At 44.4% G+C, this 16,262-nt stretch carries 14 protein-coding genes; 7 read left to right on the forward strand and 7 right to left on the reverse strand.

Features of this window, described 5'->3' with window-relative positions:
* Window positions 1–228 precede the first annotated feature (228 nt).
* From QUA70_RS22080 to dnaK, 5 genes are all read right to left on the reverse strand, one after another.
* Window positions 229–474, reverse strand: coding sequence for an HNH endonuclease (locus tag QUA70_RS22080; protein WP_333349881.1), 246 nt, complete (start codon window positions 472–474; stop codon window positions 229–231).
* Between the two features lie 9 nt (window positions 475–483).
* Entirely contained in the window at window positions 484–840 is a 357-nt protein-coding gene (locus tag QUA70_RS22085) for a KGK domain-containing protein (protein WP_333349883.1), read from the reverse strand.
* 166 nt (window positions 841–1,006) lie between these two features.
* Window positions 1,007–3,442: a dynamin-like GTPase family protein gene (locus QUA70_RS22090; protein ID WP_333349885.1), complete on the reverse strand. Its 2,436-nt coding sequence runs from the start codon at window positions 3,440–3,442 to the stop codon at window positions 1,007–1,009.
* A gap of 384 nt (window positions 3,443–3,826) precedes the next feature.
* Entirely contained in the window at window positions 3,827–4,969 is a 1,143-nt protein-coding gene (locus tag QUA70_RS22095; RefSeq protein ID WP_333331228.1) for a DnaJ C-terminal domain-containing protein, read from the reverse strand.
* A gap of 124 nt (window positions 4,970–5,093) precedes the next feature.
* Window positions 5,094–7,190 carry a molecular chaperone DnaK gene (gene dnaK, locus QUA70_RS22100; protein WP_333349887.1) on the reverse strand — a complete coding sequence of 699 codons (2,097 nt, stop codon included), beginning with the start codon at window positions 7,188–7,190 and terminating at the stop codon, window positions 5,094–5,096.
* A gap of 55 nt (window positions 7,191–7,245) precedes the next feature.
* Here dnaK and QUA70_RS22105 point away from each other — a divergent pair, with 55 nt between their 5' ends.
* The 7 genes from QUA70_RS22105 to QUA70_RS22135 all read left to right on the forward strand — a co-directional run bounded on the left by QUA70_RS22105 (window position 7,246) and on the right by QUA70_RS22135 (window position 14,846).
* Complete coding sequence (locus QUA70_RS22105; protein ID WP_333349889.1) at window positions 7,246–7,386, forward strand: hypothetical protein; 141 nt, start codon at window positions 7,246–7,248, stop codon at window positions 7,384–7,386.
* A gap of 362 nt (window positions 7,387–7,748) precedes the next feature.
* Window positions 7,749–8,519: a Uma2 family endonuclease gene (locus QUA70_RS22110; RefSeq protein WP_333349891.1), complete on the forward strand. Its 771-nt coding sequence runs from the start codon at window positions 7,749–7,751 to the stop codon at window positions 8,517–8,519.
* Window positions 8,520–8,641: 122 nt separating this feature from the next.
* On the forward strand, window positions 8,642–9,730 hold the full coding sequence (locus QUA70_RS22115; protein ID WP_333349895.1) for an SPFH domain-containing protein: 1,089 nt from the start codon (window positions 8,642–8,644) through the stop codon (window positions 9,728–9,730).
* Window positions 9,731–9,816: 86 nt separating this feature from the next.
* A complete protein-coding gene (locus QUA70_RS22120; RefSeq protein WP_333410680.1) occupies window positions 9,817–9,951 on the forward strand; it encodes a hypothetical protein in 135 nt (44 codons plus the stop codon).
* 596 nt (window positions 9,952–10,547) lie between these two features.
* A complete protein-coding gene (gene ltrA, locus QUA70_RS22125) occupies window positions 10,548–12,287 on the forward strand; it encodes a group II intron reverse transcriptase/maturase (RefSeq protein WP_333336321.1) in 1,740 nt (579 codons plus the stop codon).
* A gap of 92 nt (window positions 12,288–12,379) precedes the next feature.
* Complete coding sequence (locus QUA70_RS22130) at window positions 12,380–13,606, forward strand: hypothetical protein (protein WP_333349897.1); 1,227 nt, start codon at window positions 12,380–12,382, stop codon at window positions 13,604–13,606.
* Between the two features lie 610 nt (window positions 13,607–14,216).
* Window positions 14,217–14,846: a TraX family protein gene (locus QUA70_RS22135; RefSeq protein WP_333349898.1), complete on the forward strand. Its 630-nt coding sequence runs from the start codon at window positions 14,217–14,219 to the stop codon at window positions 14,844–14,846.
* 100 nt (window positions 14,847–14,946) lie between these two features.
* Here QUA70_RS22135 and QUA70_RS22140 read toward each other — a convergent pair whose 3' ends face one another.
* Together QUA70_RS22140 and QUA70_RS22145 are read right to left on the reverse strand one after the other, a co-directional pair.
* Window positions 14,947–15,585 carry a restriction endonuclease subunit R gene (locus tag QUA70_RS22140; RefSeq protein WP_333349900.1) on the reverse strand — a complete coding sequence of 213 codons (639 nt, stop codon included), beginning with the start codon at window positions 15,583–15,585 and terminating at the stop codon, window positions 14,947–14,949.
* Between the two features lie 93 nt (window positions 15,586–15,678).
* Window positions 15,679–16,239 (reverse strand): DUF6009 family protein, encoded by a 561-nt coding sequence (locus QUA70_RS22145; protein WP_333331196.1) that lies wholly within the window; start codon window positions 16,237–16,239, stop codon window positions 15,679–15,681.
* Window positions 16,240–16,262: the final 23 nt, after the last annotated feature.

The following is a 16,262-nucleotide window of genomic DNA, read 5'->3' on the forward strand; positions in this document are numbered from 1 at the left end:
GCTTCTGTGATTTATTGCGTAAGCGTTGCTTGCCGTAGGCGTCGCATCCCTCTTTAAAAACTGTCCGGAGTATTGAAAGATAATAACTCTTTTAAATTTGTCTGTGCTTCTTGCACGTCAACTGTTTTTGTCACCATTGCAGTTATCCAAGCTAGGGATTAAAAGTGCGATCGAACAGAGGTTAGCAATTTCAATCTTAAATTGCTGATTTTATTATACTGTTAAATATCAAAGGTCAAAGTGACGGCGGAAGCGGGGGTCTAGTTTGTCGGTTTTCTTTTGGTTGCAGGTGCCGCAGAGGGTTTGCAAGTTGCTGATGTCGTTGCTGCCGCCGCGCGCTAGGGGGATGATATGATCGATCGTCAGTTGGGTTTCTAGTTTGGTTTGGCCGCAGCTTTGGCACTGGTATTTATTGCGATCGAATACATATTTTCTGACTTCGGGTGGAATGGGGATTCTAGGGGTTTTAGTCATCTTGTTTTGCTAACTCTCTTTAGGCATTTTTTGACGCAAATCTTCCAGAGGAGAAACAACTTTAGTATCTGGTGATTTTCCCGTTTCGGCAATTTCTCCAACTTCAAGCTCTTCAGGCTGAAACTCTAAAGTAATTCTCACTTTTCCTCTTTGCCAACTCTTAGCACCTGGCTTAAGTATTTTACAATCTATTCCTTCTCTAAACCAAGTTTCTTTTAATTCTGTCCATCCCGCTTGAGCTTTTATTAGAGTCATCATCGCTGCAATAAACTCACTTATTGTAAAGGTGCGGTTGGTGACTAAAATGTGATCCGAATATACAGACACCACATCGTCACGTTTCAGTGAATCAAAGTTATCCTTCATTTTTATTTCCGGTTTGGGCTATTGTAATTATAATGGTTTTTGGTGAAAATTGTACAAGTATTATTTAGTTTGAATAGATACCGGGCGAGGAAAATTTCGTCTACAAAAACCAAGCAAACATACCGGGCGATCGGAAATCGCCGATTTCCGATCGCCAAAATTGCAATCATTCACCATCCACCGAAACGCTATCATTTTGTTCAATTACAGGCAACAAATGCTCGTGCAACTTCATGGCCTGCAAACAACTATTAATCCCAGAAACCGCCCGATCGTACTCTTTGATCTTTTCTTCATTCTCAGCTTGCAGCCGCTGGTTACGGGCAATTTTCTCCTCCGCCTCCTGTGCCAAAGTTTGCTCCAAATAATCGCGGGCTTGACTGTATTTCTGCAAAATATCATCAGCTTGCTTTTGGGCCAGCGGCAACAAATGCTCTTTCAGGGTTTGGTTGACAGTTTGGCGGAAAGTTTGCCGAATAGTTCTAGATACTTTCGGCTCAAAATCTAGCCGCAATAATTGCCGAATTGCAGGTTGGGCGTCCACCATATTTTCGCAGTCAAAACCTTGAGAAGTTTGCTGCAATGTTTCCCGGAATTGATAAATCGAAAATGTGCCTTCGTCGTAAAAACGGGGACTTTCTCGCACGTAGCGATCGCACTCAACGCCCGCCGCATTTACCAAAGCATCAGAAACCCGCTTTGATAACTCCTCTAACTGCTGTTCAATTCCCCCATCATTCCCCAACAGCCGATAGAGTAATCGATAGTATTCCGACTTGCGAACACTGTCTTTCAAATACTGGAAATAATTATCAACCAGTGACTTAGTAGCCTCTACTAAAATATCTTCCAACTGATTCGCTAAATAATAAAGCGCTTCAACTAAAACAGCAATTAAAGGTGCTGTAGCATTGCGGGGATGATTCCGCAAAGTGCGTCCGTAAGCGGCCTCAACGGAAAATCCGTCTAACAATTCATCCAAGCGGCGGATCATCCGAGATTGCAATTGCCGAAAGTCTATATCGAAAATATCGCATCTGTTCATAATCATTTCATTGACTTCTTCGGCGATATGTTCCCGAAAATCCTGTCCGACTTGCTGCAACTCTTGATTTAGTCGCAAAAGTTCCTGTGCTTTCATCGCTTCAATTTCGCGGGGCTGGCTGTCCAAATTCCGCTGAATTGTTTGGTAATGTTTCCGCAGTTGAATGCACAAGTCTTCTAAGTCGTCAGCTAAATTTTTGAACAGTTGCGGGCGTTTTTCTTCTGTGAGGTAACGGGTGATGGCTGTGCGAAAATCTTCTATCCCGCTATCTTGAATTAATTGACCAATTAATGGTTGTCCTTGCTCTGCCAGAATCCGCACGTAGTTTTCATTGGGTGTTTCGTAGCTGTTAACTGAAATGCGAAATTTGCTCGGAGATAGCTTGCCGGAATTCGCACAGTAGCGATTAAACTCACTAACAAATTGCGGAGTTTCTTCACTATTTTCGAGCAATTCTGAATCTAATTTATCCTCTCCCGAAACTCGCCCTTGATTGGTGGCAAAGATTGTATTTAAACCAAAGCGATCGCGCCCTGTTGTCCCTCGAATCAAACTCCCGTAAAATCCCAACAATCCGCTAGTTTTGTAAACTCTCGCAGTATCGCGAAAGTCAGAATTAATCAGATTTTCTAAGCGCTGTCGCAGTTGCGTGTTATACCAAGTTTCGTCAATGCGGTTGAAAATGTAAAACAGTCGATCGCGAATTCCCGGATTTCCCCGTGTCTTTTCCATCAACTCGGTTTCTTCCGTTGTCATTTCCCCAGACGAAGCCGCTTTCAAAACGCAGACAACCGCCGAAGTATCGGGGCTTTCAATCTTATCATAAGTCAATTCTGCATCCCGCTGCACCGGCGCATCAATTCCCGGCGTATCGATAATAATATTGCCATCTTGCAGCAGCGGATGATAACAGTAATATTCCACTCGCTTGAGTACAGCACTGTTACTACCGCGACGGGCATAACTAGCAGCTTCCTTGAGATTGGAAAAATTAAACTGTTCCATCGAGTAGGTAGCGTTTTGGAGAGTTTGGATGCGATCGCGATTTGCCTCAAAACCTTCTAACAGCAGCATCAAAGCCTTAGCTTTTTTGGCTACCTCGGATTTATTTTCGCCACCTTCCGTTTCAATAATTATGTTACATCCCTGAGACAACAGCGACACTACATCTGTTTGATTAATATTAAGTTCAGTAGCTAAACCTAACTGATGGCAAAGCACAGAAGCTTGCTGGCTAATCTCAAACTCGCTCAAGAAAGTGAGAACAACGCGCTCTTTTTCCGGCTCGGCAAAAGCGATATAACATTCCGTACCTGTCGCGTGTCCTTCTGCACTGTAGAGCAATTCCCGCTCCAACAAAGCATTAATTAACATAGATTTTCCCGCACTGAAAGCGCCAGCAAACACAATTTCAAACTCAGGAGAAATTGCCTTCTTCAGAGAAGCTTGTACCGCCGTGATATCTTGTTGTCGCAAAGACGATTCCTGACGCAGCAGTTGCAGTAAAGAGTCAACTTGCTCTTGCAGATTGTTGCATTGAGGGGGCATTTGAGTCATCGCGGCAGACTGCTCCTGATTGTGGAAAAATTACCTTATTGTTAATTCTCTGCTAGTTCAGGAATAATCACAACAGTAATTTTACTTATGCGATCCAGGATTGCTAAAAGTGCGATCGGCTATTCGGGCGACAAATCCTATCGTTTATTGTTGTTTCGGAAGGATTAAACCGCTCTTAATGCAGAGGGCGCTGAGGAATAGCAACCAGAGATGAATAATTGCGATGCCAACGGATTTGATATCATCTATTTACAGCCAAGTGGCTAAATGTAATATGTCAGTAAAATTTAGCCAAGCATCTCCTAATTTTTCGTACACAGTGAGTAGTAAGGCGCGCATCATTGCGCCCCTACAAAATTAAACGGGCGCATTGCGTACTCTACATTAAACAGATAAATCTTGACGCGGTTTAAAAGACTCAACCTCCCGCAACTTTTCGTATAATTCCCGTTCCTCCTCGCTAATTTCTTTGGGAATTAACACCTGAATTTCTACCAATTGATCGCCCCGATCGCCATTTCCTGTCGGATAGCCCTTGTTAGCCAGCCGCAACCGCTTTCCAGACGTTACTCCCGGCGGCAATTTCATCTTTACCAGGCCATCCAGCGTCGGTACTTCAATATCTCCACCCAACACCGCTTCGCTGGGAGTCAGTGGCAATTCGCAGCAAATATCCGACATTTCCAATCGAAAAAATGGATGGGGAGAAACCGTGATTTTCAAATATAAATCCCCGCCGCCCATACCTTGATTTCGCAAGCGAATCCGCTGGCCTGATACCATAGCAGGAGGCAGATTCACCTCGATCGCTCGCCCATCTTCCAGACGAATTCGCTCAGTACCACCCGAATAAGCCCTTTCCAAAGGCAGAGTTAGCCTGGCCTCAATGTCTCTTCTGGTTTCGCGATCGACTGTTTCCCTAATTTCCCGTCGCATTTCGCGATCGACTATATCCCTTCTGATTTCGCGATCGACTATCTCCCGTCGCATTTCGCGATCAACTGTTTCTCGTCGCATTTCGCGATCGTCGAAATCCCTTCTAGGTGGGCGAGAATTAGCAACATAACTCGTTTTCTTAGAAGCCGTGCTCCACGGTTCAGAGGAGGCTACTCCCGGTGCATCATTCGCTGTCGCCATCCTCACTTCCCGGCGTCTTCCGAGCACTTGATCGAGAAATTTATTAAAATCCGAGTAATCACTAAAATCGACATCTTCGGCCGGTTTTTTGCGGGTAGTTTTACTGTTTCCCCAAGTTTTGAAATTGGGAAGTCGCACCCCTTGCTTTCCTTGAAATCCCTTTTGTTTCCAGAATTTACTAAACTGATCGTATTGAGCGCGCTTGTCGAGATCGGAAAGAATATCATAAGCTTCATTAATATCCTTAAACCTATCTTCAGCAGATTTGTCCCCCGGATTTACATCAGGGTGCAACTGTCTGGCTAACCGTCGATAGGCTTTTTTTATCTCATCAGCCGTGGCATCTTTGGGCACTCCCAAAATTAGATAGTAATTGCGAAAATTCTGCATAGTTAGTCATTAGTCATTAGTTATTAGTCATTAGTTATTAATTATTAGTCATTAGTCATTAGTCATGCTGCTTCCCTGCTTCAAACTAGGGACTAATGACTAGGGACTAATGACTAACCACTAATTACAACCAATCGTCGTCATCATCCCAATCGTCGCTTTGATTTTGATAAGGCCGAGTGGGGCGATTAGCACTGCTTCTACGATCGCCCATGCGATCGCCCATACGATCGCCCATGCGATCGTTCATACGATCGTATGGACGATCGGGAATTGGATCGACAGTCGATCGCCTGTACGGTTTAGCATTGGTATAATAGCTGCTGTCATCGCTGCGCCGCTTGGTACCGTCGCCCGTAAAAGTCCGCTTCACAGACTCAAAGAAATCATCATCATCGTCATCATCAGCAAACGCGGAAACTTCCCGGCTCAAATCGTAAAGAGCATCCTGCAAATCCGAACCAACTTGGTCAACTCCCCGCTCATCATTGCGTTCCAAACTGTCTCGCAATTCCCGAATTAAAGTTTCAATTCGCTGGCGGCTTCTTTGAGCAAACTGCATTCCGCGATCGAGCGCAACTTCTCGCAACTGCCGCTCGGCTTGATAAGCTAAAGCTTCAGCGCGATTGCGTTTTTCCACCTTTTCCCGCTGCAACTTATCAGCTTGAGCAAACTGTTCCGCATCGCGAATCATTTGATTCACTTCCTGCTGAGTCAGCGTCGAAGCACCTTGCACAGTAATGCTTTGTTCCCTGCCGGTAGTTTTGTCCAAAGCAGTCACCAACAGCATCCCGTTAGCATCAATATCAAAAGCTACTTGTACTTGCGGAATCCCTCGCGGTGCCGGCGGAATTCCAGTTAGTTTAAACCGTCCCAAAGACTTATTATCTCTGCCTAATTCCCGTTCCCCTTGGATTACGTGAATTTCTACCACAGTTTGGTTGTTTTCAGCAGTCGAAAAAATGTCCGATCGCCTGACGGGAATAGTAGTATTCCTCGGAATCAGTTTTTTCATCACCCCGCCGATCGTTTCCAAACCCAGCGACAGCGGCGTCACATCCAACAGCAGCACATCGCGGACATCGCCACCCAAAATCCCCGCTTGAATTGCCGCACCCACCGCCACAACTTCATCGGGATTGACATTTTGATTGGGTTCTCGATCGATCAAACTGCGAACCACTTCCTGCACCAAAGGAATGCGAGTCGAACCGCCGACCAACACAACCTCATCAATGCGAGAAGGACTCAAACTTGCATCAGCCAAAGCTTGTTTGACCGGCCGCCGCAACCGCTGCACCAAATCAGTGCAGAGCCCCTCAAATTGACCGCGAGTTAATCGCGTTTCCAGATGCAAAGGCCCATCTTCATTCGCATCGATAAACGGCAAATTAATCTCCGTGACACCGACTCCCGACAGCTCTATCTTGGCTTTTTCTGCCGCTTCGATCAATCGCTGCAAAGCTTGGCGGTTGCGTCGCAAATCAATTCCTTCTTTTTCTAAGAATTGTTCGGCCAACCAATCCACAATTTTGGAGTCAAAATCATTGCCGCCCAATTGAGTATCGCCGCTAGTTGCTTTAACTTCAAATACTCCATCCCCCACGTCTAAGATAGATACATCAAAAGTGCCGCCGCCCAAATCAAACACTAAAATAGTTTGACTTTCTCGCCTCTCCAAACCGTAAGCCAAAGAAGCCGCGGTCGGCTCATTTAAAATCCGCTTAACATCAAGTCCGGCAATTCGTCCCGCATCCCGCGTCGCCTGCCGCTGGGAGTCATTGAAATAAGCGGGAACAGTAATTACAGCCCCCGTCACCTCTTGTCCCAGATAGCGGCTGGCTTCATCGGCCAGTTTCCGCAACACCATCGCCGAAATTTCCTCTGGGGCAAAATCTTTTTTCAAGCGGGGACACTTGACTTTGATGTTCCCGTTGTCGTCGCGGCGAGTTGTGTAAGGAACGCGCTTTGATTCTGGAGTCAGTTCGGTATATTTGCGTCCGATGTACCGCTTGACGGCGTAAAAGGTGTTTTGCGGGTTGAGAACAGTCTGGCGTCTGGCCATCTGTCCCACAAGGCGTTCTCCTTCCTTTGTGAAAGCGACTACCGAGGGAGTTGTCCGCATCCCTTCTGCATTGGCAATCACAACCGGTTTGCCGCCTTCCATGACGGCTACTACTGAGTTTGTTGTTCCGAGGTCAATGCCAACTACTTTACCCATGCGTCAGTTGTCTCCTGTGGCGTTGTGTGTAGCCTTTTCAATATAAGCGTTAAGTATGATTGCATTTATTGTACCGCGTCGAGAAGCGGGGGCTGCAGGGGGATTGCCTCACCTGCGGTTCAGGTTGCTGGGTGTGGCTGGGTGCGATCGACCTTTTTTCCCTACGGTTTGGCGCAGCAACCGAGAAGCCAATTGATTAGAATGGAGAGCAAAAGTTATATCTATCATTAACATAGAGGTAGCCTGAATGCCTGGATTAGAAGTATTGTAGTCAGTTGAGTTTCTCAATCTAAAAGGCAAACAAGTTGCTGTATTAGATGTCGAAACTTGGCAACCACTCATCAAATGGTTAGAGAATTTAGAAGATTTGCCAATTGCCAAACAAGCATTAAATGAGTTAAAAGCTGCTGGCGGAAATCGCGATCGTGTCGGTTGGTTGAAATGGGATGATGTGAAGCGGAGCTAGAGTGAGTAATTACACAGTTTACATCAGATAGAATCGAGATTCAAAGTGCGATCGCCCTCCCTCTCAAAAAGGCCTCCAATCAAAATAACATTATGAAATTCACCCTAGATGTAGAAAACAACCCTACAGGCTGGCCAGACCATAATCAGCTACCCGAATCCGACGGCACTTTTGTGAAAAATTTCCAAGAACATCCCCAAAGCATTCTGTTAACCGATTCAATTACTCCCGTCTTCCAAAGCATTCATCCAGATGGTAACTATTGTATCGGTCAAGACAGCGGCATTTATTGGCGATTAACTGAGCCGCTAGAACGGGGTGCGGAAGCACCGGACTGGTTTTATGTGCCTAATGTCCCGCCAACTATTGACGGTCAATTGCGCCGTTCTTATGTGATGTGGCAAGAATTTGTAGCACCGTTAATTGTGTTAGAATTTGTATCGGGCAATGGTGCAGAAGAACGGGACAGGACGCCTTTGTTGCGTTCCGGTCAACAGGAAACTAAGCCGGGTAAATTCTGGATTTATGAAAATGTCATCCGTCCGGCATTTTACGGGATTTATGAAGTAACTAAGGCTAGCGTTGAAGTCTATCACCTGATCGAAGATAGGTATCAATTAGTTGCTACAAATGAGCGCGGGCATTATCCCGTTGAACCGTTAGGAGTGGAATTGGGAATTTGGCAAGGAAGGTATCAAAATGTTGAGTTACCTTGGCGGCGCTGGTGGGATAGTCAAGGGAATCTGTTGTTATCGGGAGCAGAAAGAGCCGATCGCGAACAAGAAAGAGCTCAACAAGCACAAGACCAATTAGAGCAATTGCGCGCTCAGTTGCGATCGGCTGGAATTGAACCAGAATTGTGAATTGTCTGCAAGGGCGATCGCGCCCATCCCCAGCGATCGCACTTAAAAACTTTACAATGGCGATCGGGAACTCCGATCGCTCCTCTTGAAGCTAAAATCAAATAACAACCCAAAATAAATCTATGGGACTCTTTGACAAAATTCGCGGCGAATTTGTCGATATCATCCAATGGTTAGACAATACCAGCGATACCATTGCCTATCGATTTGAGCGTCACCAAAACGAAATTAAACAAGGTGCTAAACTAACTGTACGACCAGGACAAATAGCAGTCTTTGTCAGCGAAGGCCAAGTTGCCGATGTCTTCGATCCGGGAATGCACGAACTGTACACCCGCAACTTACCCGTACTCAGCACCCTCCAAGGTTGGCCCTACGGTTTCAACTCTCCCTTCAAAGCAGAAGTCTACTTTTTTAACACCAAAATATTTACCAACCTGAGATGGGGAACCTCTAACCCTGTAATTATCCGCGATCCAGAACTCGGCCCAGTGCGAATGCGGGCTTTTGGCACATACAACATTAAAGTTTCTCATCCCGAACAACTCTTAAAACAACTCATCAGCACTGACGGACTATTTCAACTAGATGAAATCAGCGATCAACTCCGCAATACAATAGTCAGTGCCTTTGCCAATTGGGTTGGCAATTCCCGCGTTCCCCTGCTGGACTTTGCAGCCAACTACACCCACATGGGCGAACAGGTGCGAGTTGCCATAGAGCCAAGTATCCAGCAGTTTGGGTTAGAGTTAACTCAGCTATTAATTGAAAATATCTCGATGCCGCCTGAAGTTGAAGAAGCACTCGACAAACGAGCCTCGATCGGACTTCTGGGAAATATGCAGCAATATACCCAATATCAAGCTGCTAACGCTATAGAAGCATCAGCAAATAACCCTAGCGGCGGCAATCAAGCATTAGAATTTGGCATGGGAATGGCACTAGGTCAACAAATGACAAATATGATGCAGTCACCAGCATCCCAAACTCCGCCGCCACCTCCCCCGCCAACACAACATCAGTGGTATATTGCCCAGAACGGTCAACAATCAGGCCCTTTTGGATTGCATCAACTTCTGCAAAATGGTTTGACACATCAGGTAATGGTGTGGCGTGCGGGTTTTGACGGCTGGAAGTTAGCATCGCAAGTGCCGGAATTAGCATCTTTGTTGGCGACAGTACCGCCGCCTCCGCCGCCAGCCTCCGCCTAAAATTTTGCATATTTAGTTAATTGGTAGTTGGTAATTGGGATGCTTTCCCGATTACCAATTACCAATTACATCACCAATTAACCATTATGAATACTTCGGAACCTGCTGTTAAACGTTTTCCCTGTCCTAGCTGCGGGGCTTATTTAGAGTTCAACCCCCAAGCAGGAAAGCTCAAGTGTGCTTACTGCGGCTGGGAGTGCGATTCGTTTAACCTAAAATAAGGCTTTAAATCCTTATGGGATGGTTAACCTAGCTGCATAGGCAGTTAGTGATAACTGGTTACATTTGCAGGTACACCGCTGTGCGGTTAGTCCTGTCCCTCAAGTGCAGAGGTGAAAGCATACCCCCTAATGTATTGGCTAGCAACTAATAGGTTAAAGCGGGGGTAAAAGGTAGAACTACTAGGAGCCGAACCCGGTAACTACCGAGCAAGAGTCCATGCGTAGCGCAAGCAAAGATGTGGTCGAACCATCGTAAGCAGTAATGGTGTAATGGCTCAATCAAGAATAAACCCGTTGAAAGATACGGTAAAGACTGATTAACACCAAGCCAAAAGGCAAGGATAGGGCGTAAGCGTTTTCAATAACGACTTATCAGCACCGCCCGTAAACCCGGTGGATAGCATCACGCTAAAGACTCAAACAATGTGTAATCGGAACGAAGTAACTCTCTTAAATCTCTGGATAGGTCGATATTCAGTAAGTAGCTAACGAATGGTTTAAGAGAGAGGGATTGTATCAAAAGCGAATGCCTCACTGTAATGGTGTGGATAGGCTGACAGATACACGGTAATTCCAACGGAATAGAATAAGTAGCAATGAACATATCTAAAACGCTGAACAATCAGACGGTGGAGTGGAAAGACATCAATTGGCGAAAGCTAGAGCGGGTGACTTTTAAGTTGCAAAAGCGAATATTCCAAGCGAGTGAACGTGGGAATGTTAAAGCAGTTCGCAAACTTCAGAAGACCCTGATTAGGTCTTGGTCTGCAAAATGTATTGCGGTACGTAGGGTGACACAAGATAACCAAGGTAAAAATACGGCTGGTGTGGATGGCATTAAATCACTAAATCCAAAGCAACGTACTAACCTGGTTGATAAGTTAAAGTTGGAAGGCAAGGCAAAACCCACTCGTAGGGTTAATATTCCCAAACCCGGAACAACCGAAACTAGACCATTAGGAATACCTACAATAAGCGACCGCGCATTGCAAGCGTTAGTTAAACTAGCGTTAGAACCAGAATGGGAGGCAAAATTCGAGCCAAACTCTTACGGTTTTCGACCAGGACGCTCATGTCACGATGCGATTCAAGCAATATTTGACTGTATCAAGCAGAAAGCCAAGTATGTACTAGATGCTGATATTGCCAAATGCTTCGACCGTATAAACCACAAAGCATTACTCGAAAAAATAGGTACATATCCCACCTTAAACCGTCAAATCAAATCATGGCTCAAGGCGGGACACTGTGACCAGGGCAGTATGTTCCCTTCTAACGAGGGTACACCACAGGGCGGGGTAATTTCGCCCCTACTTGCGAATATTGCCTTGCATGGTATTGAAGAAAGAGTAAAGCAATACGCGGAAACCTTGGTGATAATCACATCTGGAGGACATAAATTAAACAAACTCCTAAGAAGAGAATCACTGAGTTTAATCCGTTACGCTGACGACTTCGTGATAATTCATCAGGATTTGAACGTAGTTCTAAAATGCCAAGAGATAATTGCTGAATGGTTAAGTGACATGGGATTGGAGTTAAAACCAAGTAAGACAAAATTAACCCACACCCTTAACGAATTAAATGGAAATGTTGGGTTTGAGTTTTTAGGGTTCCACGTACAACAGTACAAAACGGGTAGATACCGATGTGCTAACAATACATACGGGGAGCCACTAGGTTTTAATACACTAATCACACCCTCAAAAATCAAGGTAAAAACACACTTAGCCAAGATTGCAGAAGTAATAGACACCCATAAAACCGCCCCACAAGCCGCTTTAATTAGTAGGCTGAACCCAATTATTAGGGGATGGTCAAACTATTACTCAACGAAAGTTAGCAAGGAAACCTTTTCAAAGGTTGACAACCTAATTTATGACAAGCTAAGAGCCTGGGCAAGAAAAAGGGGAAAAGGGAGCATCAATAAAAACAAATACTGGAGAACAGTAGGCGATAGGAATTGGTGTTTCAGTACCGAGGATGGGATGGAATTAAAACGGCATTCAGATACGCCAATCGTAAGGTATATCAAAGTAAAAGGTGCTGCCAGTCCATTTGATGGTAACTGGATTTATTGGAGTAAGCGAAGAGGTGAGTTCCCAGATACACCTAACAGAGTGGCAACACTTTTGAAGAAACAAAAGGGTATTTGTCCTCACTGTGGTTTGTACTTTACCTGTACAGACATTGTAGAAGTTGACCATATTAAACCGACATCGTTAGGTGGAAAAGACACCTATGACAACCTACAACTTCTGCATAAACATTGCCACGACACAAAGACAGCAACAGATGGGTCAATACACTCTAAAGAAAGTGTCAAAACCCGATAGCGTGTCTTGAATCGTATCCATAACAAGGATAGAATTATCAAGGAGCCGGATGAGGTGAAAGTCTCACGTCCGGTTCTGAAGGAGAGGTAGAGGTGGCAACGCCTCTATCGACTCTAACAGATGCAATTCCCCAAACTGCTGAAGAGGTAAAGGAGAACTCTTACGAACAATATCTCCAAGTCGACGAAACGGCGCTGACAACGTTATCAACAACAGCCTTAGAAGTAAAATGCAATGATTGCGGAGCAAGTGTTACTTTTGAACCGCCGAAAGTAGCGGGTAAATGCCCATTTTGTGCTTCTCCAATTGTGACCCAACCTGCAAAGGCTAGCCCTAGCGTGCAGCCAGAGGGAATTGTTCCTTTTGAAGTTACTGATAAACAGGCCAGAGAAAGCATTCAGAAGTGGCTCAGCAATCGCTGGTTTGCTCCTTCTGCTTTGAAATCCCTAGCGCAACAGGAGAAAATTCAAGGGGTTTATTTGCCGTTTTGGACTTACGACACTTATACGGTTAGTTACTATCAGGGTTCTCGCGGAGAACACTACTACGTGACTGAAACTTATACGGAAACAAACTCGCAGGGCGAAACTGAAACTAAAACTCGCCAAGTGCAACATACCAGGTGGTGGCCTGCTTCTGGCAGAGTCGATCGCTCTTTTGATGATATTCTGATTCCCGCTACAAGTTCGATCGATCGCCCCCGCCTCGATGCGTTAGAACCTTGGCATCTCAAGGAGTCGCTGCGCGCTTACAATTCATCTTATTTAGCTGGGTTTGAAGCGCAGCGATCGCAAGTTTCTCTCACTCAAGGATTTGAATCTGCTAAAAATGTCATGGCCGGTACTATTCACTTCGATGTTTGTAGGAATATTGGTGGCGACGAGCAGCGGGTTCACAGCATTTCTACTGATTACAATGCTATCACTTTTAAGCATATTTTGCTACCTGTGTGGTTGTGTGCCTATCGCTATCAAAACCAGCGATATCAAGTAATGGTTAATGCACGCACCGCGGAAGTTCAAGGCGAACGTCCCTACAGTGTTTGGAAAATTACTGCTGCTGTTGTTAGCGGTGTCGTGCTTGCGGGTGTTATGTACCTATTGTTTACTGGTAATTGGAGATATATCCGTGTTCCCGGTCTGCCTCAACCGCAACCTCAACCAACTTCCCTACCTGTACCCAGCCAAAAATTACCGCCAGTTCCTATTCCCTCTACCGCACCTGTACCCAGCCAAAAATTACCAACAGCGCCTGTTCCCTCTACCGCACCTGTACCCAGCCAAAAATTACCGTCAGCGCCTGTTCCCTCTTCACTGTAGCAATTCTGGATGGAACACTCACTGGAGGCGGCGGAGGCATCGTCGTCGGTGTAGTAGTCGCGATCGAGGTCAATCGATTTTAGATTTTAGATTTTAGATTTTAGATTTTAGAGGCGACCCCACGGATAAATGCGGGGGCTTGAGGATTTTCGATTTTCGATTTTGGATTGATTCCACGGATAAATCACGTGGCGGGTACCATCAAGAAATTCTTGGTCAGTAAAATTAACTCAATCATTATTTCCTCCGAATCTATAAATTTAAGGTAAATCTACCTTAAGGAGTACACAAGAGGGTTTTTACGTAGATTTTTTAAAACACCTAAATTAAATGGAATTTGTTCTATTTAATTTAGGTGTTGCTTTAAGGATAGATTATGGGTACAGTCGATTTAATTGTACTGAGGATTTTAATAAAAACAAATAAATTTTTCAGGAATAATAGATAAAACCCGAAATATCGAAATTTAAAAACACTTCAAAAACTGCATTTTATAGCATATCAGACATACTAAAATAGCTAGCTTATGTAAATATATTTTATCAATAACTAAAAAATTTAATTAGTACAAAAAACGAAATTTTAATAACAGAATAGGAGGATAAGTTGTATGAATCAAAATCAAATTAAATGGTTTGCCGCAGCTCTAATGCTAATAGACCACATCGGATTGATGCTTGAAGCAGAACCCATGCGTATCATCGGCCGCCTGAGTTTTCCGTTGTTTAGTTGGGTGTTTGCTCAAAACTGGAAACGACCGGGGGACAAAAATCCTCTAATTACTCGACTGATATTATTTGGGGTACTTTCTCAAATACCTCATATGTTACTTTTTGGCAATTTACAGTTAAACATCATGTTTAGCTTTGCCGTAGCAGCACTAACTTTGAGCTACATCCGACGCTTCGATCGCAAAATTGCAGTTTTAAGCACAGGTCTAGTAACTGCTCAAATTTTAGGAGTGAGTTACGGCTGGTATGCAGTGGCTTGCCCGCTATTGATGATTAGGTGGAAAGGAGGAGGATCTCGCCTTTGGTGGTTCGGCTGGACTATAGCAAATATCGGATATGCAATTAGTTGCCAAAGCTGGATTCAAATTTTCGCTATATTCACACCGCTAGTTCTGGCATACTACGATACCTCTAAAGACCAAAAACCAACGGCTTTAGAAAAAAGATTTTTCTATTATTTTTACCCACTACACCTTGGGGGGCTAGCGGCACTGCGAACAATTGTCTAAATAAGACTGGGGATTCTAATTAGTTCATTGTTGATTTTTTATTTAAGCGAAGTACAACCGCGTCTGTGAGCGATCGCCCCCAGAAGAGTGCGATCGCTTTCTAAACTATATTGCCAACATTCAACTGACCGAGGCGCTTCAAAATACTCAGCACGCTGTACAAATCATTCCCCGGATTGAAAAGGTAAAACTTCCGAGAAAAAGCGTACTGTGCTTTTTCCCGCTTAACTAACTTGACAAATAGAAAATCTGCCCCATTCATTAACAATCCGTAAGTAGGTCGATCGGCACTCAGATTAGCTAACATATAAGCTAGTAACTGCGGAATCCCGACCTCCAAAGAAAACGCAGCCTTCTTGGACTCGATCACCACTACCCAAAACTCCTGAAACAAAGCCAAAACATCCAACTGTCCTCTGACAATCATTCCTTCATCTTCGTCAATAATTTCTACAGACTTTTCTGAAGTAACATGAAAAGGAGCGAGATAGAAATCAGCTAAATCCAAAAACGGAGACAGCACAACCATTTTGACTGTATTTTCTAGAAGTGGCGGATGTTTGAGCAAATTCCTGTAACTTGCCTTCACTCTGTCCAGCCGCTGTTTTTCAGCTTCCGAGATTTCTGGCAAATCATCTTGCCACTCGCGAAAGAATTGGTCATCTTCAACCCACTCAATTTTGAAGTTGGTTTCCAAATCATTCAGTGCAATATTTCTAGCTTGAATTGTTTGTACCATCGTTTTACACTAAGTTTAAAGTCTATACAAATTGTGTAGTAAGGTGTGCGTTGCCACCTTACAAATGGATTGTTGGCCTAATTACTGCCTCTATTAACTCTTGCTTTCCAACGCATCAACTCTCTTTTCAAGTTCTAGTATCCTCTGAATCATGGGTACACCTTCTACAGAATCTAGGTGTTTAGCTAGGGCGCTAACTATGACATCAGTTTGAGATATGCCCGTTTGCTGAACATATCTTTTGAGCTTGCTAAAAAGACTAGGAGGAACTCTAACAGCTATTTGAGATTTTTTACTCGGAGGTAGACCCTTGAGTTTGGGTTCTACACTTAATGGTTCCACTGCTTCTAGTGGGTGATTTACTTTGTAAACTTCAAAGTCTTTTTCTCTAATTGTGAAAATCCGTCTGTTAAAATACTCCTGATTTCCTTCAGTAAAAGTAGGGGGAGCACCATCTTTTAATTCTGCAGAGCCCAACAGGATTTGACCTTCTTGCTGAAGCTCTGAAAGACGTTCTTTAGAGACCCCTTTTCTGCTACAAAAATCTACTTCGCTCTCTCGCACCCAAGGCATTTTACTGATCTCTTCCTCTTCTACAAGCCAGACAATTTTAGCTTCGTGTACTAACGTCTCGTCTCTGACAAAACTGCCCATAATTTTTACCTCTATGTGGATGA

Origin of the sequence: Microcoleus sp. LAD1_D5 (genome assembly GCF_036702115.1) — a bacterium.
GTDB lineage: Bacteria > Cyanobacteriota > Cyanobacteriia > Cyanobacteriales > Microcoleaceae > Microcoleus.

What these genes read in the sequence shown, in the direction of transcription:
- QUA70_RS22080 (WP_333349881.1), bottom strand. Translation starts at nt 474, where the DNA reads ATGACTAAAACCCCTAGAATCCCCATTCCACCCGAAGTCAGAAAATAT.
- QUA70_RS22085 (WP_333349883.1), bottom strand. Translation starts at nt 840, where the DNA reads ATGAAGGATAACTTTGATTCACTGAAACGTGACGATGTGGTGTCTGTA.
- QUA70_RS22090 (WP_333349885.1), bottom strand. Translation starts at nt 3,442, where the DNA reads ATGACTCAAATGCCCCCTCAATGCAACAATCTGCAAGAGCAAGTTGAC.
- QUA70_RS22095 (WP_333331228.1), bottom strand. Translation starts at nt 4,969, where the DNA reads ATGCAGAATTTTCGCAATTACTATCTAATTTTGGGAGTGCCCAAAGAT.
- dnaK (WP_333349887.1), bottom strand. Translation starts at nt 7,190, where the DNA reads ATGGGTAAAGTAGTTGGCATTGACCTCGGAACAACAAACTCAGTAGTA.
- QUA70_RS22105 (WP_333349889.1), top strand. Translation starts at nt 7,246, where the DNA reads ATGATTGCATTTATTGTACCGCGTCGAGAAGCGGGGGCTGCAGGGGGA.
- QUA70_RS22110 (WP_333349891.1), top strand. Translation starts at nt 7,749, where the DNA reads ATGAAATTCACCCTAGATGTAGAAAACAACCCTACAGGCTGGCCAGAC.
- QUA70_RS22115 (WP_333349895.1), top strand. Translation starts at nt 8,642, where the DNA reads ATGGGACTCTTTGACAAAATTCGCGGCGAATTTGTCGATATCATCCAA.
- QUA70_RS22120 (WP_333410680.1), top strand. Translation starts at nt 9,817, where the DNA reads ATGAATACTTCGGAACCTGCTGTTAAACGTTTTCCCTGTCCTAGCTGC.
- ltrA (WP_333336321.1), top strand. Translation starts at nt 10,548, where the DNA reads ATGAACATATCTAAAACGCTGAACAATCAGACGGTGGAGTGGAAAGAC.
- QUA70_RS22135 (WP_333349898.1), top strand. Translation starts at nt 14,217, where the DNA reads ATGAATCAAAATCAAATTAAATGGTTTGCCGCAGCTCTAATGCTAATA.
- QUA70_RS22140 (WP_333349900.1), bottom strand. Translation starts at nt 15,585, where the DNA reads ATGGTACAAACAATTCAAGCTAGAAATATTGCACTGAATGATTTGGAA.
- QUA70_RS22145 (WP_333331196.1), bottom strand. Translation starts at nt 16,239, where the DNA reads ATGGGCAGTTTTGTCAGAGACGAGACGTTAGTACACGAAGCTAAAATT.